General features: G+C 70.4%; 25 protein-coding genes and 1 pseudogene. 11 read left to right on the top strand and 15 right to left on the bottom strand.

The window, feature by feature from the left end; all coding sequences use genetic code 11:
- Positions 1–80: 80 nt before the first annotated feature.
- From BWR60_RS19980 to BWR60_RS19965, 4 genes are all read left to right on the top strand, one after another.
- A complete protein-coding gene (locus tag BWR60_RS19980; RefSeq protein ID WP_088152785.1) occupies positions 81–1,073 on the top strand; it encodes an ABC transporter permease in 993 nt (330 codons plus the stop codon).
- Positions 1,074–1,305: 232 nt separating this feature from the next.
- Positions 1,306–2,241: a nickel transporter permease gene (gene nikC / locus BWR60_RS19975; RefSeq protein ID WP_088152763.1), complete on the top strand. Its 936-nt coding sequence runs from the start codon at positions 1,306–1,308 to the stop codon at positions 2,239–2,241.
- The gene (locus BWR60_RS19970) at positions 2,238–3,077 is read left to right on the top strand and encodes an ABC transporter ATP-binding protein (RefSeq protein WP_179221851.1); all 840 of its coding nucleotides are present in this window, start codon (positions 2,238–2,240) and stop codon (positions 3,075–3,077) included. The genes nikC and BWR60_RS19970 overlap by 4 nt, the downstream gene beginning before the upstream one ends.
- Complete coding sequence (locus BWR60_RS19965; RefSeq protein WP_429913032.1) at positions 3,074–3,859, top strand: ABC transporter ATP-binding protein; 786 nt, start codon at positions 3,074–3,076, stop codon at positions 3,857–3,859. Before BWR60_RS19970 ends, BWR60_RS19965 begins: the two co-directional genes overlap by 4 nt.
- 42 nt (positions 3,860–3,901) lie before the next feature.
- Here the strand turns inward: BWR60_RS19965 and BWR60_RS19960 are convergent, their stop codons facing one another.
- From BWR60_RS19960 to BWR60_RS19930, 8 genes are all read right to left on the bottom strand, one after another.
- Positions 3,902–5,035 (bottom strand): branched-chain amino acid ABC transporter substrate-binding protein, encoded by a 1,134-nt coding sequence (locus tag BWR60_RS19960; RefSeq protein ID WP_230983111.1) that lies wholly within the window; start codon positions 5,033–5,035, stop codon positions 3,902–3,904.
- A gap of 275 nt (positions 5,036–5,310) precedes the next feature.
- Positions 5,311–6,756, bottom strand: a complete 1,446-nt coding sequence (locus BWR60_RS38705) for a calcium-binding protein (protein ID WP_088152761.1) — start codon at positions 6,754–6,756, stop codon at positions 5,311–5,313.
- Between the two features lie 196 nt (positions 6,757–6,952).
- Entirely contained in the window at positions 6,953–7,402 is a 450-nt protein-coding gene (locus BWR60_RS19950; protein ID WP_088152760.1) for a DUF3574 domain-containing protein, read from the bottom strand.
- 181 nt (positions 7,403–7,583) lie between these two features.
- Complete coding sequence (locus BWR60_RS19945) at positions 7,584–8,342, bottom strand: helix-turn-helix transcriptional regulator (RefSeq protein WP_179221850.1); 759 nt, start codon at positions 8,340–8,342, stop codon at positions 7,584–7,586.
- Between the two features lie 375 nt (positions 8,343–8,717).
- On the bottom strand, positions 8,718–8,846 hold the full coding sequence (locus BWR60_RS38700; protein WP_275542392.1) for a hypothetical protein: 129 nt from the start codon (positions 8,844–8,846) through the stop codon (positions 8,718–8,720).
- A gap of 189 nt (positions 8,847–9,035) precedes the next feature.
- On the bottom strand, positions 9,036–9,800 hold the full coding sequence (locus BWR60_RS19940) for a helix-turn-helix transcriptional regulator (protein WP_088152758.1): 765 nt from the start codon (positions 9,798–9,800) through the stop codon (positions 9,036–9,038).
- Between the two features lie 78 nt (positions 9,801–9,878).
- Positions 9,879–11,123, bottom strand: coding sequence for an MFS transporter (locus BWR60_RS19935; protein ID WP_088152757.1), 1,245 nt, complete (start codon positions 11,121–11,123; stop codon positions 9,879–9,881).
- Positions 11,124–11,410: 287 nt separating this feature from the next.
- On the bottom strand, positions 11,411–12,112 hold the full coding sequence (locus tag BWR60_RS19930) for an orotate phosphoribosyltransferase (protein ID WP_088152756.1): 702 nt from the start codon (positions 12,110–12,112) through the stop codon (positions 11,411–11,413).
- A 115-nt stretch (positions 12,113–12,227) separates the two neighbouring features.
- Between BWR60_RS19930 and pyrC the strand changes: the two genes are divergently transcribed.
- Positions 12,228–13,271, top strand: coding sequence for a dihydroorotase (gene pyrC / locus BWR60_RS19925; RefSeq protein WP_088152755.1), 1,044 nt, complete (start codon positions 12,228–12,230; stop codon positions 13,269–13,271).
- Between the two features lie 159 nt (positions 13,272–13,430).
- On the opposite strand, the gene BWR60_RS19920 is transcribed toward pyrC, so the two are convergent.
- On the bottom strand, positions 13,431–14,033 hold the full coding sequence (locus tag BWR60_RS19920; protein ID WP_088152782.1) for a DUF938 domain-containing protein: 603 nt from the start codon (positions 14,031–14,033) through the stop codon (positions 13,431–13,433).
- 153 nt (positions 14,034–14,186) lie between these two features.
- Here BWR60_RS19920 and pcaD point away from each other — a divergent pair, with 153 nt between their 5' ends.
- Entirely contained in the window at positions 14,187–14,963 is a 777-nt protein-coding gene (gene pcaD / locus BWR60_RS19915; RefSeq protein ID WP_088152754.1) for a 3-oxoadipate enol-lactonase, read from the top strand.
- 7 nt (positions 14,964–14,970) lie between these two features.
- On the opposite strand, the gene BWR60_RS19910 is transcribed toward pcaD, so the two are convergent.
- A complete protein-coding gene (locus BWR60_RS19910; protein ID WP_088152753.1) occupies positions 14,971–15,597 on the bottom strand; it encodes a LysE family translocator in 627 nt (208 codons plus the stop codon).
- A gap of 224 nt (positions 15,598–15,821) precedes the next feature.
- Between BWR60_RS19910 and BWR60_RS19905 the strand changes: the two genes are divergently transcribed.
- Positions 15,822–16,715: a hypothetical protein gene (locus BWR60_RS19905; protein ID WP_088152752.1), complete on the top strand. Its 894-nt coding sequence runs from the start codon at positions 15,822–15,824 to the stop codon at positions 16,713–16,715.
- On the opposite strand, the gene BWR60_RS19900 is transcribed toward BWR60_RS19905, so the two are convergent.
- Entirely contained in the window at positions 16,684–17,148 is a 465-nt protein-coding gene (locus tag BWR60_RS19900; RefSeq protein ID WP_088152751.1) for a DUF1579 family protein, read from the bottom strand. The genes BWR60_RS19905 and BWR60_RS19900 overlap by 32 nt on opposite strands.
- Positions 17,149–17,245: 97 nt before the next feature.
- Between BWR60_RS19900 and BWR60_RS19895 the strand changes: the two genes are divergently transcribed.
- From BWR60_RS19895 to BWR60_RS19890, 3 genes are all read left to right on the top strand, one after another.
- Positions 17,246–18,007, top strand: a complete 762-nt coding sequence (locus BWR60_RS19895; RefSeq protein WP_088152750.1) for a helix-turn-helix transcriptional regulator — start codon at positions 17,246–17,248, stop codon at positions 18,005–18,007.
- A gap of 48 nt (positions 18,008–18,055) precedes the next feature.
- Positions 18,056–18,217, top strand: a complete 162-nt coding sequence (locus BWR60_RS37145; protein ID WP_179221849.1) for a hypothetical protein — start codon at positions 18,056–18,058, stop codon at positions 18,215–18,217.
- 66 nt (positions 18,218–18,283) lie between these two features.
- Entirely contained in the window at positions 18,284–18,703 is a 420-nt protein-coding gene (locus tag BWR60_RS19890; RefSeq protein WP_088152749.1) for an SgcJ/EcaC family oxidoreductase, read from the top strand.
- 15 nt (positions 18,704–18,718) lie between these two features.
- On the opposite strand, the gene BWR60_RS19885 is transcribed toward BWR60_RS19890, so the two are convergent.
- The 3 genes from BWR60_RS19885 to rnd form a co-directional block, all read right to left on the bottom strand.
- Positions 18,719–19,360, bottom strand: coding sequence for a glutathione S-transferase family protein (locus BWR60_RS19885; RefSeq protein ID WP_088152748.1), 642 nt, complete (start codon positions 19,358–19,360; stop codon positions 18,719–18,721).
- Entirely contained in the window at positions 19,357–20,334 is a 978-nt protein-coding gene (locus BWR60_RS19880; protein WP_088152747.1) for a M23 family metallopeptidase, read from the bottom strand. Before BWR60_RS19880 ends, BWR60_RS19885 begins: the two co-directional genes overlap by 4 nt.
- Before the next feature lie 108 nt (positions 20,335–20,442).
- A complete protein-coding gene (gene rnd / locus BWR60_RS19875; protein ID WP_088152746.1) occupies positions 20,443–21,591 on the bottom strand; it encodes a ribonuclease D in 1,149 nt (382 codons plus the stop codon).
- Between the two features lie 178 nt (positions 21,592–21,769).
- On the opposite strand from rnd, the gene BWR60_RS19870 reads away from it, so the two are divergent.
- Positions 21,770–22,162: a hypothetical protein gene (locus tag BWR60_RS19870; protein ID WP_144445675.1), complete on the top strand. Its 393-nt coding sequence runs from the start codon at positions 21,770–21,772 to the stop codon at positions 22,160–22,162.
- A gap of 48 nt (positions 22,163–22,210) precedes the next feature.
- Here the strand turns inward: BWR60_RS19870 and BWR60_RS38860 are convergent.
- A pseudogene (locus BWR60_RS38860) lies at positions 22,211–22,859 on the bottom strand (enolase C-terminal domain-like protein).
- Between the last annotated feature and the right edge of the window lie 374 nt (positions 22,860–23,233).

Genomic DNA, 23,233 nt, shown 5'->3' with positions numbered 1-23,233 from the left:
CAACCAATCTCCAGCCGGGACCGGCGCCGGCCCAGACCGGCGCCGCCCGACGCCGGCGCCGGCGTGGCCTCGCCCTCCGCATCGCCGGCGTGGTCGCCTCGCTGGCGACCACCTTCTTCGGCCTCCTCCTGGTCACCTTCTTCATCGGCCGGGTGGTGCCGATCGACCCGGTGCTCGCCGTGGTCGGCGACCGGGCGCCGCGCGACGTCTATGAGAAGGCGCGGCTCGAGCTCGGCCTCGACAAGCCGCTGTGGGACCAGTTCGCCCGCTATGCCGGGGACGTGCTGTCGGGCGATCTCGGCACCTCGGTGCTGACCTCGCGGCCGGTGCTGGAGGATATCGGCCGGGTGTTCCCGGCGACGCTGGAGCTGGCGACGCTCGGCGTCCTGTTCGGCATCGTCATCGGCGTGCCGGCCGGGGTGCTGGCGGCAGTGCATCGCGGCCGATGGCCCGACCATCTCGTCAGGGTGGTCGGGCTGATCGGCTATTCGGTGCCGATCTTCTGGCTTGGCTTGGTCGGCCTGCTGCTGTTCTACGCCAAGCTCAGCTGGGTTGGGGGGCCCGGGCGGCTCGACGTGTTCTATGACGGGCTGGTGGATCCCGTCACCGGCGTGATCACGCTCGACGCCGCGCTGGCTGGCGAATGGGACGTGTTCTGGAACGCCATCGACCACCTGATCCTGCCGGCGGCGCTGCTGGGGTACTACAGCCTGGCCTATATCAGCCGGATGACCCGGTCCTTCATGCTGGACCAACTGCGCCAGGAGTATGTGACCACGGCGCGGGTCAAGGGCGTGTCGGAGCGGGCGGTGATCTGGCGCCACGCCTTCCGCAACATCCGGGTGCCGCTGCTGACCGTGGTCGCTCTGTCCTACGCAGGGCTGCTGGAGGGCGCGGTGCTGACCGAGACGGTGTTCGCCTGGCCGGGCCTCGGCCAGTACATCACCAACTCCCTGCTCAATGCCGACATGAACGCGGTGCTTGGCGGCACCATCGTCGTCGGCGCCGTCTATATCGGGCTGAACATGCTGTCCGACCTCCTGTACCGCGTGCTGGACCCGAGGGCGCGATGATGGGGCGTCCGATTTTCACAAGGCTGCCCCTTTCTTGTCCCCCCTCCCCTTGCGGGAGAGGGGTAGGGGGAGGGGGTTGTCGACACGACAGCCGGCTTTCCAAGGCCTGGGAGACTCCATCCATGGTGACGTCGGGCAGCAATCTGCCGGCTGCTATGCGGCGCGAACCCCCTCCCCCTACCCCCCTCCCGCGAGGGGAGGGGGGACTCAAAGTGCCAGGTGGAGCGGGGCGATGACACATTCCACCGACACCCTGCCAAAGCCCGACACCTGGCGTGGCTGGCTCTTGTCCGACACGCCGCATTCGCGCGGCCAGGCCCGGCTCGGGCGCCTCTACCTGCTGTGGCTCGGCCTGGCCCGCAACCCGCTGGCGATGGTCGGCCTCGTCATCGTCCTGCTGCTGCTGGTCGCCGCCGCGATCGCGCCGCTGCTGGCGCACCAATCGCCGATCGAGCAGAACCTGGCCGACCGGCTGCAGCCCTTCAGCGCCGCGCATTGGCTGGGCACCGACGAGCTCGGCCGGGACATCTGGTCCCGCATCATCTACGGCACCCGGCTGACCCTGCTGATCGTCGTGCTGGTGGCGATCACCGCGGCGCCGGTCGGCCTCCTGATCGGCACCGTCTCCGGCTATCTCGGCGGCTGGGTCGACGCGGTGCTGATGCGCATCACCGACATCTTCCTGGCCTTCCCGAAGCTGATCCTGGCGCTGGCCTTCGTCGCCGCCCTCGGCCCCGGCATCGAGAATGCGATCATCGCCATCGCCATCACCTCCTGGCCGCCCTATGCCCGCATCGCCCGGGCGGAGACGCTGACCATCCGCCACGCCGACTTCATCAGCGCGGTCAGGCTGCAGGGCGCCTCCAGCGCCCGCATCGTCGCCCGGCACATCGTGCCGCTGTGCCTGTCCTCGGTGATTGTCCGGGTCACGCTCGACATGGCCGGCATCATCCTGACCGCGGCCGGCCTCGGCTTCCTCGGCCTCGGCGCCCAGCCGCCGCTGCCGGAATGGGGCGCGATGATCTCCAAGGGCCGCAGCTTCATCCTCGACCAGTGGTGGGTCGCGACCATGCCCGGCATCGCCATCTTCGTGGTCAGCCTGGGCTTCAATCTGCTCGGCGACGGCCTCCGCGACATCCTCGACCCGAAGCAGGGAGGCCAGTCGTGAGCGCGCCTCTGCTGGAGGTCGAGAACCTCTCGGTCACCTTCGACACCGCCAAGGGCCCGGTCCGGGCCGTGCGCGGCATGAGCTTCACCCTCGGCCGCGAGAAGCTGGGCATCGTCGGCGAAAGCGGCTCCGGCAAGTCGATGACCGGCCGCTCGATCCTGCGGCTGGTCGGGCCGCCCGGCCGGGCCCAGGCCGACCGGCTGGTGTTCGACGGCATCGACCTGCAGCGCCAGAGCGAGCGGCAGATGCGCGCCATCCGCGGCCGCCGCATCTCGATGGTGATGCAGGACCCGAAATTCTCGCTCAACCCGGTCGCCACAGTGGGCGAGCAGGTGGCCGAGGCCTACCGCATCCACAAGCGTGCCTCGGCCGGCGAGGCCAAGCGCCGGGTGCTGGAGATGTTCGAGGCGGTGCGCATCCGAGACCCGGAGCGGGTGTGGGGCCTGTACCCGCACGAGGTCTCGGGCGGCATGGGGCAGCGCATCATGATCGCGATGATGCTGATCCCCGACCCGGACCTGCTGATCGCTGACGAACCGACCTCGGCGCTGGACGTCACCGTGCAGATGCAGGTGCTGGCGATCATCGACGACCTGGTGACCCAGCGCGGCATGGGGCTGATCTTCATCAGCCATGACCTGAACCTGGTGGCCAGCTTCTGCGACCGCATCCTGATCATGTATGCCGGCCGGGTGGTGGAGAGCTGCCGGGCGGCGGAGCTGCACCACGCGAAGCATCCCTACACCCGCGGCCTGCTCGAATCGCTGCCGCAGATCGGCGACACCAGGCCGTTCCTGCCGGTGCTGCAGCGCGACCCGGCCTGGCTGGAGGCATGACCATGGCGGATCCGATGATCGCGATCGAAGATCTGGACGTCATGTTCGGCGACACCCATGCGGTGCGTGGCGCCTCGCTGGCGGTGGAGCGGGGCGAGAGCTACGGGCTGGTGGGCGAAAGCGGCTCCGGCAAGTCGACCATCCTGCGGGCCCTTTCCGGCCTGAACTGGGACTGGACCGGCCGGGTCACGGTCGACGGGCGGGAGCAGGGGCGGCACCGCGACAAGGGCTTCTTCAAGCTGTGCCAGATGGTGTTCCAGGACCCCTATGGCTCGCTGCATCCGCGCCAGACCGTGGACGCGACGCTGATGGAGCCGCTGGCGATCCATGGCTTCGACAACCGCGACGCCCGGGTCGAACGGGCGCTGCAGGAGGTCGGGCTCGGGCCCAGCTTCCGCTTCCGCTACCCGCACCAGCTGTCGGGCGGGCAGCGCCAGCGCGTCGCCATCGCCCGGGCGCTGGTGCTGGAGCCGCGGGTGCTGCTGCTGGACGAGCCGACCTCGGCGCTCGACGTCTCGGTGCAGGCGGAAATCCTGAACCTGCTGAAGCGCCTCAGGGCCGAGCGCGGGCTGACCTATCTGCTGGTCACCCACAACCTCGCCGTGGTGTCGGTGATGTGCGACCGGCTGGCGGTGATGAATCGCGGCCGCATCGTCGAGACGCTGACCGCGGCGCAGCTGCATGACGGCAGCGTGGCCCAGCCCTATACCCGCCAGCTGCTCGAGGCCAGCCGCGGCTACGACCGCGCCGCGGCCGACCGGATCGAGGACTTCGCGGCCTGAAGCCAGGCCGGGGCACGGATCGTCCGCGCCCCGGCCTGATCCTCAGTGGCCCAGCTTGGCCACCTGCGCGTCGGTCAACTGCACCATCTTGCCGTCCTGCCAGCTGTAGAGGACGTAGTTGCTGCCGGTCGGGTCGCCCTTGGCGTCGAAGGTCAGCGGCCCGATCACCGTGTCATAGGCGCTGCCGTCATGCAGCGCCGCGGCGACCTTGGCGCCGTCGGTCGACCCGGCCTTCTTCGCCGCCGCGGCCCAGGCCTGGACGGCGGCATAGGTGTAGAGGGTGTAGCCCTCCGGGTCGTAGCCCTCGGCGCGCAGCTTGGCGACAGCGTCCCTGGCCTGCGGCTGGTCGCGCATCTCCGGCCCGAAGGTGACCAGGGCGCCCTGGCCGGACGGCCCGGTGATGCCCCAGAACTCCTGCGACACGGTGCCGTCGGGCGACAGGAACTGCGCCTTCACCCCCTGGTCGCGCATCTGGCGCAGGATCAGGCCGCCCTCGTTGTAGAGGCCGCCGAAGAACACGGCGTCGACACTCGCCGCCTTCATCTTCGAGACGATCGCCGAGAAGTCGCGCTCGCCGACGGTGATGCCCTCATACATCACCTCCTGCAGGCCCAGGCTGTTCATCCGCGCCTTGGTGGTGTCCGCCACGCCCTTGCCGTAGGTGGTCTGGTCCTCGAGGATCGCGACCTTGCGGCCCTTATAGGCTGTGGCCAGGAACTTGCCGGCGACGTCGCCCTGCTGGTCGTCGCGGCCACAGGTGCGGAACACGGTCTTGATGCCCTGCTCGGTCAGCTGCGGGTTGGTCGATCCCGGGGTGATCTGCAGCACACCTTCCTCGGCATAGACGGTCGAGGCCGGGATCGAGACGCTGGAATTGTAGTGCCCGATCACGGCCACCACGCCCTGGTTGATCATGTCGTTGGCCGCCGCGACGCCCTGGCGCGGGTCCGACGCGTCGTCGCCATAGACCAGCGTCACCTGCTCGCCATTGACGCCACCGGACGCGTTCAGCGCCTTGACCGCGGCGTCGGCACCGCGGCGGAACTGCTCGCCGATCGGGGCGTTGGGGCCGGTCAGCGGCGCGCCGAGACCCAGCTTCACCTCGGCCATCGCCGGGGCGGCGAGCGTGCCGAGCGCGACGGCCGTCAGCAGGGTGATCGCGAAACGTGCTCTCAAAGCATCTCTCCTTGTTGCCGACCGGCGGTCCTTGCCGCCGGGTCGTGAGGTCCGGATCTGCGGCCGGGTTGCCTGATGGCCCTGTCGGCAGCGCGCCGCTGCGCCCGTCAGGTCTGATGACCAGTGGGCCGACATCGCGATAAGCACTGATGTCGAAGCCGTGATCTATTCCAGATCATGCCGGGGCATTGATGGTCATTCGGACTACGGATGTAGGCTTCGTGTTGCGGATCATATGGATTGATCTCTTCTGATACCGGCCAGCCCCGGCCGGTTCAGAGCACGAAGTCGGCTGCGGTCAGGCTGACATGGCCGGACAGAACGATGTTGAAGTCGGAGACGCCGTCGCCGTTGACGTCGCCGCCGATGGTGGTGGTGGTCGGCGAAGTGAAGGCGAAGCGCAGCTCGCCGGCATGGTGGTCGTAGGCGGCGGTGCCGATGAAGTGGAAAGCCTGGTCGCTGGCCGTGCCGGTGGCGGCATCGATGAGGTGCAGGTCGATCCTGTCCCCCGCCGCATGGCTGAAATCGGTGATCCGGTCGGCATTGGTCCCCGCCACGCTGTCGCTCAGCGCGGTGAAGACGAAGCGGTCGGCCCCGGCGCCGCCGGTGAGGGTGTCGTGCCCGGCGCCGCCCTGGAGCGTGTCGTTGCCGTTCCAGCCCTGCAGGGTGTTGGCACCGCCGGCGCCGATCAGCCTGTCATTGCCCCGGCTGCCGGACAGGTTCTCGATCGAGACCAGCGTGTCGCCCTGGGCATCGCCGCCGCTGCCGGTTCCGGTGGCCAGGTTGACGGTCACCCCGGTCGTCCCGCTGAAATAGCTGGCGGTGTCGATGTCGAGGCCGCCGTCGAGATGGTCGGCGCCCGCGCCGCCGCGGAGCACGTCGTTGCTGTCGACGCCGAAGAGCGTGTCGTTGCCGCCGCCGCCGTCCAGCGTGTTGGCGTCGGTACCGCCGATGAGGGTGTCGTTGCCCTGGCTGCCGATCAGGTTCTCGATGAAGGTCAGCGTGTCGCCCTCCGCATTGCCGCCATGCCCGGTGCCGTCGGCGAGGCTGACGGTGACCCCGACCGTGCCCTCGCTGTAGGTCGCCGTGTCGCTGCCGCTGCCGCCGAAGATGTCGTCGGCCCCGGCGCCGCCGCGCAGGACATCGTCGCCGTTGCCGCCGTCGAGCTGGTCGTTGCCGATGCCGCCGTCGAGACCGTCATTGCCGTCGCCGCCACCCAGCTGGTCGGCGCCGGTCTCGCCGGACAGCGTGTCGTTCTGGTCGAGGCCGGAGAGCAGGTCGTTGCCATCCCCGCCACGCAGCGTGTCATCGCCGGAGTCGCCGGTGAGCGTGTCATTGCCGCCCATGCCTGAGATGACGTCATTGCCCAGATCGCCCCAGATGCTGTTGGCGACGGCGGAACCGGTCAGGACGTCGTTGAGGTCGCTGCCCTCGATATTCTCGATGTCGCCGTGGATCACATCCCTGGCGGCTTCGCCGCCGGACGCGGTCAGCGTGGTCAGGTTGACCGTCACGCCAGCCTTGCTCTGAAAGTAGCTGATCTCGTCGATGCCGGCGCCGCCGAACATCGTGTCGCCCCCGGTGCCCCCGATCAGGAGGTCATTGCCATCGCCGCCGCTGAGCAGGTCGTTGCCGCCATGGCCCCAGAGCTCGTCATTGCCGCTGTTGTCCTGGCCGGGACGGGGAATCTGGTTGTCGGTGTCGTCGCCATCCCATCTCATGGGACTCTCCTGTGAGGATGGATCGGAGGGATGCCCGCAGGCCAGGCCTGCGCGGCGAGAGGAGGAGGTCGCCGGCCGTCAGCGCGACGCGGCCGGGCAGGATGATGCGGACGTCGGAGGCGCCGCCGATGAAAGCCGCCGCGGTGCTCTTCGTCCCCGAACGCAGACGAGACGGCCGGCCCGGCCGTGGCGCCGGTCAGAAATCGACGCAGGTCTTGGACAGGGTCAGGCCGACCGACTGCTGGTGGAACCGCGTCTTGTAGGCGGTCCGGATCTCGGACAGGTGGGCCAGCGTGTCCGGCGCGTTCGGCGCCAGGATCATGACGATGAAGGACGGCTCGTGCACGATCTTGCCGGTCTCGCTGTCGCGCCACTGGCCGGAGGCCTGCAGCACCGTCAGCCCGTCCGGGAAGCGGGGCGTCACCTCCCTGGCCAGGAAGTCCGACCACTGCGCCTCGGTGACCGTGCCCTTGCCCTCGATGTTGCGGCCGAACAGCAGCTCCGCCTCCAGGCTGCCGGTGCCGCCGACCGTCTGGCACAGCGCCGGGGCCGCCTGGGCCGGGGCGGTCTGGGCGTCCTGCGCCCGGGCCGTGGCGCCCGCCAGCAGGACGATGGAGATCAGGGCCGCGGAAACTCGAAGAACCATGGTCAATCCTCTCTCGGGCCCGCCGCTCGGGCGGGCTCCATCGGATGGAGGTGGATGCGGAGCGGCCGCGCGGAGCCGGGCCGCCGCGGCCGGACCGGCTGTGCCGGGGTGCGTCATTGACTGCGGATATTGTCCCGGGATGGGAAAAACCTCTCAATCCCCCAGGATTGGGGGATTGAGCCTACGGGTTGAGCAGGCCGAGGCTGAGGGCGCTGGCCACGGCCTCGCTGCGGCTCGTCGCCTGCAGCTTGCGCATCGCCGAGGCGACGTACTCGTTGACGGTGTAGACCGACAGGGCCAGCTGCTGGGCCGCCTGCTTGCTGGAGGCGCCGCGGGCGACCCAGGCCAGGCAGTCGCGCTCACGCGGCGCCAGCAGCGGCGTGCCACCGTGGCGCGAGGCGGCCGCGGACAGGCGGCCATGGATCTTCAGCGCGCGGCCGACATGCGGGCCGAGATGCCGCAGCAGCCGGACCTCCTCGTCGCTCCAGTCGGGGCGGCGCTCCGAACGCCAGAGCGAGAGATGCGCGCCAAGGCCGCTGCGGTTGAAATCGACCCAGTAGAGGCCGCTGTGGCCGCCCTGCGGCCGGACATAGTCGTTGTAGAATTCCGTCCGGATGAAGTCGGCCTGGGGGACCAGCATGCGGTCGACGAAGACCGGCTTGGCCTGCAGCTGCCGCATCATCGGCAGGATCGGCCAGGTCGCGTGGTAATGGGCGTTGTAGAGCGGGACATAGGCGGGATCGCAGCCGACGCGGATGGCGATGTCGGCCGCCATCGGTGCACCGGTCGGATGCAGCGCCGCCGCCTCTCCGCCGAGCAGCTCCACGATCCGGCGCAGCACGACCGTCCAGTCCTCGTCGCCGAGCGCGGCGTCGTAGGTCTGGCCGACCAGCTCGGCAATGGCGCGGTCATCCGGCATGGCGAAGCAAGACAAAGGCACGACCGGCCGCCGGCGCGAAGCTGGCGTCCGTTCGGGACTATAGCAGATTTTATGGATTTTCGACCGCCCGCCGCGGGACGGCCGGCGCCGTTCCGGTTCGGACGGATCAGGCGGGAGGGGGCTGCTCCCTCGGGGCTGGTTCATTGGCCTCGACGGGCTCCCTGCCACAAAAGACCGCGGCCTGGCGGACGTGCCCCAGGGGTGGAGGTGGACAGATGAATCCGGTTCTGATCGCAGCCTTCGGGCTGATCGCGGTGCTGCGGGCCGGCCGTCTCGTCTGCGTTCGGGGACGAAGAGCACCGCGGCGGCTTTCATCGGCGGCGCCTCCGACGTCCGCATCATCCTGCCCGGCCGCGCTCGCGGACGTCACGGCTGTCAGTGCAGGGTCATCAGCAGGACCGCCGCCGACAGGGCCGTGCCGCCGATGACAGCGGCGAAGGCCGGTCCGGCGCGCCACAGCAGCACCGCGATCAGCCCGAAGGCTGCGATCAGAACCGGATTCATCTGTCCACCTCCACCCCTGGGGCACGTCCGCGCCGCGCCGGCTGCCGTCCACAATCAGAACAGAATTTGCGTCGAATTGTTTCCTTCTCGACGCAAAAAAACCGGAATTGCGTTCGGCCGCACCTCGTGACTCTTCACGCAGAGGGTCGCGGATTGCAGGGCAAGCCTCAATCCCCGAGGATTAGGGGATCACTCCTCGAGCAGGTCGAGCACCAGGGCCTTGGCCACCGCTTGGCTTCGGCTGGTCGCCTCCAGCTTCCGCATCGCCGCCTCGATATACTCGTTGATCGTGTGGATCGACAGATCGAGCTGGCGCGCGATCTCCTTGCTGGAGGCGCCGCGGGCGATCCGCGCCAGGCAATCCCGCTCGCGCCAGGTCAGCGTCGCGGCGCCGCGGGTCAGGCTGGCCGCCACCTGGCGCGCCGCGCCGGCGCCGAGCCGCCGCTCGATCTCCAGCGCCTGCTCGAGATGCGGGGCGAGCCGGTGCAGCAGGCGGAGCTGCGCCGGCTCCCATTCCGGCTGCCGCCGCGACCGCCAGATCGAGACCATCGCGGGGGTGGCCCGGCTGCCGGCCCGGCCGCGGGCGAGCCAGGACAGGCTGGCATGCTGGTCCTGCGGCGTCAGGAAATCGGTGTAGAWCTCGGTCCGGACATAATCCTGGTCCGGCAGCAGCATGCGGTCGACGAAGACGGATCCGCCGGGCATCCGCGGCAGCCAGGACGCGATCGGCAGCAGGGCGTGATAGCGGGCGCCATACAGCTCGACATAGGCGGCGTCGATGCCGCTCACCAGCGCCTGCACCCTTTGGTCCGGCGCGTGGGGGCGCTGCAGCACCGCCGCGTGACCGCCGAGCAGACGGGACAGGCGGTCGAGGACCCGGGTCCAGTCCTCGTCGCCGATCGCAGCATCATAGATCTGGCCGATCAGGTCGAGGAGCTGCAGCTCATCCGGCATGGCGGAGCATCACGATAGGGCCCGGCGGGTCGGGCGGCGTGTTATAGCACGGCCGCCCGCCCCCGTCCGGCAGGGCCGCTACTCTCCCGGCGCGGGGCTGGAGGCGAGCTCCGAGCGCAGCCGCGCCATGCCGAAGGCGACGCCGCGCCGCTCGGGACCGAAGGCGATCAGCAGCGCGATCGCCACCGCCACCACCCCGGTCACCCAGGCCATGGCCAGGGCATAATCGTTGCCGTTGGTGACGGCGATGTGGGTCTGCAGGGTGAGATTGATCGCCGCCAGCAGGTTGCCGGTCTGGTAGACGAAGCCGGGGAAGGTGCCGCGCGCCTCTTCCGGCGACAGCTCGTTCAGATGCGCCGGGATCACGCCCCAGGCGCCCTGCACCGCGACCTGCATGAGGAAGGCGCCGGCGGCCAGCAGCACCGGGCCGGTGGAGAAGGCCCAGAGCGGCAGCGCCGGCAGGGCCAGCAGCGCCGCGACGATGATCACCCGCCGCCGGCCGAAGCGCTCCGACAGCGAGCCGCAGACCAGGCCGCCGAGGATGGCGCCGATATTGTAGACGATGGCGATCAGGCTGACCTCGTGCGGGCCCATGCCGTGCTGGACCTTGAGGAAGGTCGGGTAGATGTCCTGGGTGCCGTGGCTGAAGAAGTTGAAGGCGGTCATCAGCAGGATGGCGTAGAGGCCCAGCCGCCAGTGCCGGCGCAGCGTGTCGCCCAGCGAGATGCCCTCGCGCGTGGCCCTGGTCTCGGTCCAGGACGGCGATTCCGGCACGCTGCGGCGGATGAACAGCACCAGCAGCGCCGGCAGCACGCCGATCATGAACATGCCGCGCCAGCCGATCGAATCGAAGAACAGGCCGTAGACGACCGAAGCCAGCAGGTAGCCGGTCGGATAGCCCGCCTGCAGCAGGCCGGAGACGAAGCCGCGCGAGCGCACCGGCACCGTCTCCATGGTCAGCGAGGCGCCGACGCCCCATTCGCCGCCCATGGCGATGCCGTACAGCATGCGCAGGATCAGCAGCACGGTGAAGGTCGGGGCGAAGCCCGAGGCGAATTCCAGCAGGGAATAGGCCAGCACGTCGACCATCAGGGTCGGCCGGCGGCCGAAGCGGTCGGCGGCGCGACCGAACAGGAAGGCGCCGACCGGCCGCATCGCCAGGGTCAGCGTCACCAGCCAGGAGGTGGTCTCGGCGCCGGTGCCGAATTCCTGGGAAATGTCGGTCAGGATGAAGACGAGGAGGAAGAAGTCGAAGGCGTCGAGGGTCCAGCCGAGGAAGCTGGCGATCACGACGCTCCGCTGCTGGGAAGTCCATCCCTGCATGTCGGGCCTCTGAGCCGTGGCTGCGGCGGGCCGCGCCCCTTCCCTTCGCCCCCGTCGCCTGGCGTCAGCTTCCTCCCCGATCGGCGGCCCCGTCTCGCGCCGATCGGGCATGGCTCATGTGTCGGAACGGGGCGGCCGGTCTGCCGTCAGCGACACCCTTTCGGAATTCCCAACATCCGTCATTGCGAGCGCAGCGAAGCAATCCAGGGGCCGGTGCGCACCGGCCCCTGGATTGCTTCGTCGGCTTCGCCTCCTCGCAATGACGGGATTAGGTGGTCAGGGGAGGCTCAATCGGTGGGCATCTTGTCGATGCCGCCATGCGCGGCCGACCAGGAGACCGGGTCGTGCAGGAATTTCTCGACCTCATCCAGCGTCTTCGGGTCGAAGTGGTTGCCGGCCTTGCAGACCTCCAGCACGTCCCACCAGGTGGCCAGCCCATGCAGCTCGACCCCGATCGACTCGAAGAACTTCGGCGTGTCCTTGAAGATGCCGTAGTTGAACACGACGAAGACGTGCTCGACCACCGCGCCGGCGTCGCGCAGCGCCTGGCAGAACTTGGCCTTGCTGCGGCCGTCGGTGTTCAGGTCCTCGACCAGCAGCACCCGCTGGCCTTCGGTCAGCACGCCCTCGATCTGGGCGTTGCGGCCGAAGCCCTTTGGCTTCTTGCGGACATACTGCATCGGCAGCGCCAGCCGGTCGGCGATCCAGGCGGCGTAGGAGATGCCGGCGGTCTCGCCGCCCGCCACCGCGTCGATGGTCTCGAAGCCGATCTCGCTCAGGATCACCGAGGTGGCGAAGTCCATCAGCACGCCGCGGATGCGGGGGAAGGAGATCAGCCGCCGCGTGTCGGTGTAGACCGGGCTGGCCCAGCCCGAGGTGAACTTGTAGGGCGTCTCGGCGTTGAAGCTCACGGCCCCGGCCTCGAGATAGGCCTGGGCGGTCAGGCGGGCGATGGTCTTGCGGTCGGGGAAGCTGGTCGAGAGGATCATGGCGGGCTCCGGCGGATTTGGGGTGTCTTAGGGCGGGGGCAGCCATCCGGCAAGCGGGCTTGCGGACTAAAGTACGCATAGCCATGATCCGCCCGCCGCATCAGGACGCTCCGCCATGACCGACACCCTCACGATCCGCCGCCCCGACGACTGGCACCTGCATCTGCGCGACGGCGCCATGCTGCGCGCGGTGCTGCCGCACAGCACGGCGCATTTCGCCCGCGCCATCGTCATGCCGAACCTGACCCCGCCGGTGGTCACCGCCGCCGACGCCCGGGCCTATCGCGACCGCATCCTGGCGGCGCTGCCGGAGGGCGCGCGCTTCACCCCGCTGATGACGGCCTATCTGACCGAGGGCACCGACCCGGACGACCTCGCCCGCGGCCGGGAGGAGGGCGTGCTGACGGCGGTGAAGCTGTATCCCGCCGGGGCCACGACGAACTCCCATGGCGGGGTGCGCGACCTGGCCAAGGTCCGCCCGGTGCTGGAGCGGATGCAGGCGATCGGCCTGCCGCTGCTGGTGCATGGTGAGGTGGTGGATCCGGAGATCGACATCTTCGATCGCGAGGCGGTGTTCATCGAGCGCCACCTCCGGCCGATCCGCGCCGACTTCCCGGAGTTGCGGATCGTCATGGAACACGTCACCACCCAGGACGGCGTCGATTTCGTGCTCGACCAGGGCGACGGCATGGTCGGGGCGACGATCACGCCGCAGCACCTGGTGCTGAACCGCAACGACCTGCTCGTGGGCGGGGTGCGGCCGCATTACTACTGCCTGCCGGTGGTGAAGCGCGAGCACCATCGCCTGGCGTTGCGCAAGGCGGCCACATCGGGCGACCCGCGCTTCTTCCTCGGCACCGATTCCGCGCCGCATCCGGTGCATGCGAAGGAGACGGCCTGCGGCTGTGCCGGCGTGTTCAACGCCCGGGTCGCGGTCGCCTGCTACGCCCAGGCGTTCGAGGAGGAGGGGGCGCTGGACCGGTTCGAGGCTTTCGCCTCGCTGAACGGCCCGGCCTTCTACCGCCTGCCGGTGAACGAGGAGACCGTCACCTTGGTCCGCGGTGCCGAGGACCTGCCGGAGCGCCTGGCGGTGCCGGGCGGCGACGATGTCCACGTCTTCCGCGGCAAGGCCGTGCCGGGCTGGCGGGTGGAGGCCTGACGCTGGGGTGCCGGTCAGAGCCCGTTTCGAAATGCGCTGGCGTGAGTCGGCTGGCGGTGGTTTCGAGAACCGGCGCGCAGCGGACGTTAAGTCCGTGAGCACCGGAAGCGCAGAAACCGCCGTCAGACGGCCGCGCCAGTAGCATTTCCAAACGGGCTCTCAGAGCCGGCGGAACACGACGCTCAGATTGTTGGCCGGCATCTCGGTGACCTCGGGGCCGGAGAAGCCGGCCGCGGCGGCGAGGGCGGCGACGGCCTCCAGGTCCCGCAGGCCCCAGGCCGGGTTGCGCTGCCGCAGGTCGCGGTCGAAGGCCTCGTTGCTCGGCGCGGTCGCCACGCCGGCGCGGCGATAGGGGCCGTAGAGATACAACGGGGCGCTCGGCGGCAGGATGGAGGCGGCGCCACGCATCAGCCCTTCGGTCGAGGCCCAGGGCGAGATGTGGATCATGTTGATGCACAGCACCGCGTCCGCCGCCGTCACCGGCCAGGAGGGCGAGGCCGCGTCGAGCGCCAATGGCGGCCGCAGATTGGCCAGGCCGCTATCCGCCGCCCAGGCCGCGATGCTGAGGCGCGCGTCCGGATTCGGATCGGAGGGCTGGAAGACCAGTCCCGGCAGCGCCTGCGCGAAATGCACGCTGTGCTCGCCCGAGCCGCTGGCGATCTCCAGCACCGTGCCGGCCGCGGGCATCACGCCGCGCAGCACGGCGAGGATCGGATCCCGGTTGCGGGCCGCCGAAGGTGCCTGCTGGCGATGGTCGGTCATCATCCTCTCCCTCGTGCTTCGCCCGAATCTCCGGCGACGTGGCGCCATCGACTTCCATAGCCCATCCGGCCACACTGGGTCGCGCGGCACCGCGCCGCGATGAGTCGGGCCTGCGCCCGACCGATCGACCGCCCCCGGCCAGGAGAGCCGACCATGCCCACCGCCACCATCGATGGATGCCGGCTGCACTATCGGCTGGACGGGCCCGAGGACGGGCCGCCGCTGCTGCTGTCGCATGCGCTCGGCGTCGATCTCGAGATGTGGGCGCCGCAGGTGCCGCATCTCGCCCGGCGCTTCCGGGTGCTGCGCTACGACCATCGCGGCCATGGCGGCAGCGACGCGCCGGCCGGGCCCTACACCCTCGACCGGCTGGGGCAGGACGCCGTCGGCCTGCTCGACGCGCTGGGCATTGCCCGTGCCGATGTCGTCGGCCTGTCGCTGGGCGGGATGGTGGCGCTGTGGCTGGGCATCCACGCGCCGGAGCGTGTCGGCCGGCTGGTGCCCGGCTGCACCACCGCCTTTGCCGGCGGCGCACCGGTCTGGGACCCGCGGATCGAGGCGGTGCGGCGCGACGGCATGACCGGGCTGGTCGACGGTGTGATCGGGCGCTGGTTCAGCCCGGGCTTCCGCGAGCGGGCGCCGGAAACGGTCGACGGCATCCGCCGCAAGCTGCTGGCGACGTCGCCCGAAGGCTATGCCGCCACCTGCGCCGCGATCCGCGACATGGACCAGCGCGAGACGATCGGGCGGATCCGGGCGCCGATGCTGGTGCTGTCGGGCCGCCAGGACCAGGGCACCCCGCCGGAGCGGGGGCAGGAGATCGCGGCCGCCGTGCCGGGCGCGCGCTTCCTGGCCCTCGACGCCGCCCATATCGCCAATCTCGAGCAGGCGGACGCCTTCACCGCGGTGGTCGAAGCGTTCCTGGGGTGACGGGCCGCTACGCCGCCGGCCGGCGGGCGGCGGCGAGCAGCAGGCCGAAGCCGATCATCAGCGCGCCGGAGACCCGGTTGAACCAGCGGAACGGCCGGGCGGTGCGAAAATAGCGGCCGAGGCGGGCGCCGATCAGGGCATAGAGGGTGATCGCCACCCCCTCCAGCGCCAGGAAGCTGGCGCCCAGCAGGGTGAAGCTGGCGGCATAGTCCTGCAGCACCACGAATTGCGGGAAGAAGGCGGTGAAGATCAGGATCGCCTTCGGGTTGCCCGCCGCGACCCAGAATTCCTGCCGGATCAGGGTGCTGAGCGGCTGCCGTTCCGTGGCCGCCATCCGTTCCGGCGCCGGCGCGTCGGCGCGCAGCAGTCTGATGCCGAGCCAGATCAGATAGGCGGCGCCCAGCCATTTCACCACCGCGAAGGCGATCTCCGAGGCGGTGAGCAGCGTGCCGAGGCCGAGCCCGGCGATCGCGATCATGATGGCGAAGGCGACCAGCCGGCCGGACGCGGCGGCCACCGCGCGCAGCGTGCCGTCGCGGGCGCCGTTCGACAGCGACAGCAGGTTGTTCGGGCCGAACGCCATGTTCAGCGCGAAGCAGGCGGGCAGGAAGAGAAGGTAGTCGTCGAGCGTCATGATCCGACCTCCGCCGGTACGCCCCGGCCCGCACAGCCTGCCAGAGATCGGGCGGCAGCGGAACAGCCCGGCCGAAGGAGTGGTTCGCAGAATTCATCCAGTTTGTGCTGAATTGTCGTAAAATCGGATGCGATTCTTTGAAGGTTTCGAGCCGAACGCATTGATCGAGGATCCCGGGATTCGCCATAATCGCGCCGAGCCGAAAGAATTCGGGGTAAGATTCCATGGCGATCTCTATCTCCGGCATCGCGATGCGGGCCTATCTCGGCGGGGTCGAGCCGGTGCTGTTCCGGCTGCGGAAGGAGCAGCGCCTGCGCGTCTGGGGGCTGCGCGCCGCCGACCTGCCGGAAGCGGCGCTGCGGCTGGAGACCGAGCGTTGCAGCGGCGGCGTCCTCTGCCGACACATGGTGTCGGCGCATCGCGATTATCTGGCGAAATACACGCGGCGCGGGCCGAACGGGCTGGCCCGGCTATGGCAGGGCACGCCCTGCCTGCTGGATCTCGATGGTTTCACCGATGCCGAAGCCTATGAGAAGGCGATCCGCGGCCAGTCCTTCGGCTACATCCTGCGCGAGACGCGGAAGGCGGCGAAGGCCGGCTATCACTGCCGGGTCTTCGACCGCTTCGGCCAGGGCGACGACATGCGCGACATCGAGGCGTCGAAGCTGTTCCGCTCCGGCGGGCCGGTGCCCCAGGCCTTCGCCCAGCGCTTCGGCCGCGGCAGCGGCGTGAAGGGCGATCCCTGGCTCGATGCGCCGTGCCCGGAGCATTGGGCGGTCGACTGGGGCGTGTTCGTCGACGACAACGGGCGGGACCGGCTGGTCGGCACCATCGTGCTGCGCCGGATCGGCAACATCATCCGCATCGTCAGCTTCCTCGGCCATGCCGACCACCTGTCCTCCGGCGCGATGAAGCTGCTGTTCGTCGAGATCGTGCGCTGGCTGCTGCGGCGCGAGGATCCGCGGGTGCGGGGCGCGCGCTTCGTCCTCTATGGCGCGCTGGAGCAGGGCGGGCTCGGCCTCTTGCACTGGAAGCGGCGGCTGTTGGTCCGGCCCTTCGTCTTCGCCGACCCGGTGCCGGCCGGCCTCAGCCTCGCCGGTGGAACACGCCGCGCATGATCGGGATGAAGCCGTCCTGCCCGCCCGGGCGGCTCTCGATCTCATGGATGAAGCGGTCAGGCCCGAGGGTGAAGACCGACCGGCCGATGCCGCGCGGGGTGCGCTTTTCCAGCATCAGCCGGTCGCCGTCCCAGGCTCCGCGCGACGGGGCCAGCGGCGGCCAGCCATAGCTGTCGAACCAGAACCAGACGATCTCCTGCGCCGCCGGGTCGACGGTCAGCACGCCATGCGCGTCGAAGCGGTATCCGCCCGCGCGCTCCTCGCTGAAGTCGTGGATCAGCGCCAGGCCGGCGCGGTCGAGGCGGAAGTCCCAGCGGCCGCGGGCCGGGCCGCTCGGCCCCCAGGGGTTGGGGAACACCTCCTCCTCGCCCTCCCAGGCGCCTTCGAGCCGGGCGAGCGATCGGTGCAGCGGGCCGGGGGGCAGGGGCGTCATCGGCAGCCTCGGTTCAGGATCAGGCCCTGACCCTAGCCAGAGGCCGGATGGCGTGCTAACGGGAGTGAGCCATAGAATTGCTTATTCTGGCCAACCCGTGCCGATAGAGATCCGCCGCTTCCGCCATGACGGCCGCTTCGACGGGCCGATCCACGCCCATGACCGCGGCCAGCTCTTCGCCCTCGACCACGGCCTGGCCCTGATCCGCAGCGGCGCTGGCGACTGGATCATGCCGTCCGGGCGGCTGTGCTGGATGCCGGCGGGCGTGCCGCATGGCGTGCTGACGCTGGGACCGGTGGCCGGCACCAGCCTCTATCTCGACGCCGCCGGCCTGCCGCCGCGGCCGGCGGTGCTGCGGGCGCCGCCGCTGGCTCTGGCGCTGCTGGGCCGGATCATCGAGATCGAGGCGGATGATCCCGGCCGCCGGGACCGGCTGCTGGCGGTGCTGCTGGACGAGCTGCGCGCCGCGCCGGAGGAGCCGCTGCGCCTGCCGACGCCGCGCGACCCGCGGCTGCGCCGGATGACCGCCGCCCTGGCGGCCGACCCGGCCGATCCGCGCCGGCTCGACGACTGGGCGGCGGCGCTGGACCTGCCGAAGCGCAGCCTGGTGCGGCGCTTCAAGGCCGAGACCGGGCTGAGCTTCGTGCAGTGGCGGCACCACGCCCGGCTGATCCGGGCGGCGGCGCTGCTCGGCGACGGAGCTTCGGTGACCGAGGCGGCGCTGGCCGTCGGCTATGACAGCGTCAGCGCCTTCATCACCCGCTTCCGCGCCGGCTTCGGGGTGACACCCGGGCGGTTCGCCCCCGGCCCGACCGGTGCCGCAAATAAGGCGGGCCCTGACCTCGGATCGGCGCGATGACGCCATGTTTGCGCGCTGGAATCGCCGGGACGATATGACGGGGGATCCATGGATCACGAGAGTTCGATTGCGGCGCGGCGGGGCCTGGATGACGAAGGCCCGCGCGCGACATCACGGCCGGCCAGCCGTTCGGCCGAGAACGAGGCGCGGATGGTCGCCCATCTGCGCTCGGTCCTGCTGGCGCCCGGCCGCTCGCATGTCTGGGAGTGACCCGATTTCTGCGAGTGCAAATTCGTGGTAAAATTCAATTAGATATTGCTCGCGGGCGAGGATCCGATGGTGTCGGAGCGGCTTCGGCTGGAGGACGTTCCGGCCGCGTTCATCGCGGCCTGGAACCGTCACGACGCAGCGTCCCTGGCCGCGCTGTTCGCGGAGGACGCGGACTTCGTCAATGTCGTCGGCCTGTGGTGGCGGAGCCGGGAGGAAATCGAGGCCGCCCATGCGGCGACCCACGAGACCATCTTCAAGCAGAGCCATCTGGAAGGCGAGATCGCCGAGATCACCCGCCTGGGGCCGGCGGGGATCGCCGCCTTGCACGTGACCTGGACGCTGACCGGCCTGAGTTTGCCGGACGGCGCGCCGGCCGAACCGCGGCAAGGCATACTGCTTCTGGTGCTGACCGAGGCCGCGGGCGGCTGGCGGATCCGGATCGCCCAGAACACCGATATCGTGCCGGGCGCGCTCGCGCCGCCGTGACCGCCCGACCTTCCGCTAGCTTCGCCCCAGCACCCCGGCGCTCGGGCGGGCGGCGATGCGATCCCACCAGGCGGCCAGCCGCTCGTGCCGCGCCAGCAGGTCGCGCCCCTCGGGCGCCATCCGGAAATAGTCGATGACCGGGGCCGCGTGCAGGTCGGCGAGGCTGAGCGCGTCACCCACGAGCCACGGGCCGTCGCCGAGGAAGCCCTCGAGCACATCCAGGCACAGCCCGGCGCGCGGCAGGGCGGCGGCGATCAGCGCCTCGTCGCTCGGCCGGCCCGCCTTCGGCTTCGACACCCGCTCGACATAGATGTCCCAGACCAGCGGTCGATAGGCGTAGCTGTCGAGCACGCCGATGACCTGCGTCATCCGGGCCCGGCCGCGGGCGTCGGCGGGCTGCAGCGCCGGCCCGGGAAACGCCTCGTCGACATAGCGGGTGATCGCCGCGGTCTCGTACAGCGCGAAGCCGTCATGCTCGAAGGCCGGGATACGGCCGAAGGGGTGGCGGCCGAGATAGCCCGGCGGCGGCCCCTCGGCGGCGAAGATGTCGACCTCGACCAGATCGAAGCCCACGCCCTTCTCCTGCAGCGCCATCAGGGCGGCGCGGACATAGACGCTGTAGCGGGCGCCGTAGAGGATCGGGGCGGTGGCGGTCATGGCATCTCCAGCTTGCGCTCGACGTCGATCAGCATGGCGCCGTTGCGCTCCAGCCGGTAGCGGCCGGTATAGGTGCCGGGCTTCCAGCCGCCATCCTTCGGCGCCCGCTTGCCGGCGAAGGCGAACCAGCTGATCTTCGAGGACGGCAGCGGCTTCTGGTCCTGGAACGCCAAGGTGCCATCCGGGGCGGCGATGGTGACGGTCTGCAGGTCGCCGGCCTGGACGCCGAAGCTTTCGGCCCACATCACCAGCGGCGCCTGACGGTCGCCCTTGAGGTCGGCGTAGCGGCCGAGCCGGGCGGCATTCGTGTCGGCTGGACCCGTGGCGAAGCCGGCGATCAGCAGGCCGGTGGCGATATAGGGAACGTCGGTCGCCCACAGCGAATGCCCCGCCGTCGTGCAGCCTGCACCCTTCGCCTCATCGGTGAAGGGATCGATCCGTTCCTCGCCCTTGAGGATGCTGAAATGCACATGCGGGAACTCGGTGTCGCCGGACAGGCCGATCTGGCCCAGCGGCTGGCCCGCCTTCACCATCTCGCCAGGCTTCACCTTCAGGCTGCCGCGCTTCATATGGGCGTACAGGGTCTGCCAGCCGTTGCCATGGTCGATGATCACGCCGTTGCCGGCCTCGATCCCCTCGATCGCCGTCTTGCCCCGCTCGTCCACCGAGACGTCGGGCTGCCCGTCGCGGACGCGCAGCACCGTGCCGTCGGCGGCGGCCAGGACTTCGACGCCGCGCTGCATCGTCGCCAGATCGGGCAGCCGGATGTCGGTGCCGTCATGCCCGTCGTAGGTGAGCGGGCCGCAGTGGAAATCGGCTCGGCCGGGGCTGGGATCGGCGTCGACATAGTTCTGGATGAAGCAGTCCTGGCCCAGGGTGCAGGCGGCGGGCCAGGCGAAGCGCGGCTCCTGCTGCTGCGCGGAGGCCGCGGGCGCGGCGAGAAGGACGAGTCCGATCAGGGCGCTCCGCATCATCCGCTTCCCCCTTGAACGTCTGCTCCTTGATGACGCGAACGGTCGCCCCGGGCAATCGGACACAATGCCTCCCTCGCCGTCGCGCGCGGAGGGGCAGCGGTTCGGGGGCTAGAGCGTGACCACCCGGATCCGCCGGCCCTGCACCGCCAGGGCGATGCCGCCGCGCTTGAGCGCCAGGGCATCCTCGCCGAACAGCTCGCGGCGCCAGCCGTGCAGCGCCGGCACCTCGGCGTCGTCGTCCATGGCGATGGCCTCCAGGTCGTCGCTGCCGGCGACCAGCTTCTGGGCCACGCCCTCATCCTCGCATTTCATCTTCAGCAGCACGCGCATCAGCTCGACCAGCGGCGCGATGCCGGGCGGGGTCGGCGGGCGCTGCGCCAGCTTCGGCGCCTGGTCGGGCGGTGTCGCCAGGCCGCGCTCGACCGCCGCGATCAGCCCCTGGCCCTGCCAGCCCTCGGCCATGTTGCGGCTCATGCCGCGGATCCGGGCCATGCCGTCGATGTCGCGCGGGGTGTGCGCCGCGATCTCCAGGAGGGCCTCGTCCTTCAGGATACGGCCGCGCGGGATGTCGCGCTTCTGCGCCTCGCGCTCGCGCCAGGCCGCCACCTCGCGCAGGATCGCCAGGAACTTGGCCGAGGCGTTGCGCGGCTTCAGCCGCAGCCAGGCCTGGTCCGGCTCGGTGCGATAGGTGCCGGGGTCGCAGAGGATCGCCATCTCCTCGGCCAGCCACGCCTCGCGGCCCGACTTGGTCAGCTGGCGGCGCAGCGCCTCATAGGCCGGGCGCAGATGGATCACGTCGGCCAGGGCATAGTCGATCTGGCGCTCGGTCAGCGGCCGGTGCGACCAGTCGGTGAAGCGCGAGGATTTGTCGATCCGCGCATTGGCCAGCTTGCCGACCAGGTTCTCGTAGCTGACCGATTCGCCGAAGCCGCACACCATCGCCGCGACCTGGGTGTCGAACAGCGGCGTCGGCACCCGGCCGGTCAGGTGGTCGAAGATCTCCACGTCCTGGCGGGCGGAGTGGAAGACCTTCAGCACCTTCGGGTTGTGCACCAGCGTGAACAGCGGCTCCAGGTCGATGCCGGGGGCCAGCGGGTCGATCGCCGCCGCCTCGTCCAGCCCGGCGATCTGCACCAGGCACAGCTTCGGCCAGAAGGTGTGCTCGCGCATGAACTCGGTGTCGATGGCGATGTAGTCGGCTGCTGCCATGCGGTCGCAGAAGGCGGCGAGCTCGGCGGAGGAGGTGATCAGAGTCATCCCCAGAGTTGTAGCGGATGAATCCCCCCATTGCCGAGTGCTTTACGCCGAAGCGACTGTCGTGGGTGCCGAATCCGTCTAGGCTGGTCGAAAACCGGGGTGAGGGCCGGAGTGGGAACGAAGCCATGCTTTCGCCATGGCGGTCCGGGAGCGTGGAGACGGCGGCAAGGAGGGCGGCATGAGACGATCCCTGGCATTGACGGCAGCCGTGGCCGTGCTGGCGGCAACCCTGCCCTTTGCCGGCGCGGCGGGGCGGGAGGAGGCGCCGCCCGGCCTGTTCCGGGTCGGCGACACCGGCGTCCGCTGCCTGAAGCAGCCTTGCCCGTGGCGCGGCGTGGTGCCGGTCGATGACGAGAGCGTCGCCGCCGGAACCGTCCCGCCGGCCTATGCGGGGGACGCGCCGCCGGTGATCGCGGCGCGGCCCGAACTGCTGGAGCAGGCCCGTAACGAGATCTGGCGCGCCTGGGCATCGGGCGGCTGCCTCCTGGTTCATGGCCGGTTCGAGCGCCGCGGCGCCGCGGCGGTGCCGATGCTGTCGGTCGACCGGATCATCGGGTCGTGCAGCCGATGATCCGCCATCGCGAGAAAATGGCCGGGGGTGAACCCAAGGGCCATCGGTTCAGCCCAGCGCCCGGAACAGCCGGTGCAGCTCGGCACGGCCTTCGAAGCCGATGCCGGGGCGCTGTGGCAGGCCGGCGACGCCTGCGGCCACGAGCGCATCGTCTTCGAGCCCGCCGAAGGGATGGAAGCACAGCGGGTTGACCTCGGCGCCGCCCAGCCCGAGCGCGGCGACGGCATGCAGGGTGAACAGGTGCCCGCCATGCGGCCAGAAGGCCCGGCGCGGCCAGCCGGCGGCGGTCATGGCGTCGATGATCTGCAGAAAGCCAGGCAGGCCATAGCCATGCACCGGGTCGAACAGCAGGATGTCGCGGTCGGGCCGCAGCCCGCCATGCCGCGCCAGCAGCCTGGCCTCGGCGGCGGAGAACAGCGCCTCCCCGGCCGCGACCGGTCCCGGATAGGCGGCGGTCACCGCCGCCTGGGTCGGGAAGTCGTGCGGGTCGCAGACATCCTCGAACCACCACAGCCAGGGCGGCGGCCGCTGCCAGCGCGGCGGGGCCGTCATAGGCGTTCATGGCGTCGACGGCGAGGTTCCAGGGCCCACCCAGTGCCGCTGATGCGGCCTCGATCCGGCGGAGATCCTGCGCCAGCCCGGCCGCGCCGATCTTGATCTTGGCGCGGGTGTAGCCGAGATCGCCCAGCCGGCGCATCTCGTCCCCCAGCCGGGCGAGATCGTCGGCCGGGTATGGATAGCCGCCGCCGGCATAGACCGGCACACGCTCCAGCACCGGCCGCCCGAGACGGTCCGCCAGGAACCGGTGCAGCGGCAGGCCGGCGATCTTCGCGGCGGCGTCCCACAGCGCCATGTCGAGGGTGCCGATCGCGACGCAGCGCTCGCCATGGCCGCCCGGCTTCTCCCCGGCCATCATCGCGGCCCAGGCGCGAAACGGGTCGAGATTGGTGCCGGCCGCATCCGCCAGGGCGCCGTCGGCCGCTGCCAGCAGCCGGGGCGCGAAGCGCTCGCGGATCAGCCCGCCCTGCGCGAACCGGCCGATCGACCCGAAGCCGTAGCCGACCACCGGCC

Source organism: Inquilinus limosus (assembly GCF_002195995.1).
In the GTDB taxonomy this organism is placed as follows: domain Bacteria; phylum Pseudomonadota; class Alphaproteobacteria; order DSM-16000; family Inquilinaceae; genus Inquilinus; species Inquilinus limosus_C.
Note: the sequence above shows the minus strand (reverse complement) of the source record. Positions and strands in the feature narration are given on the sequence as shown.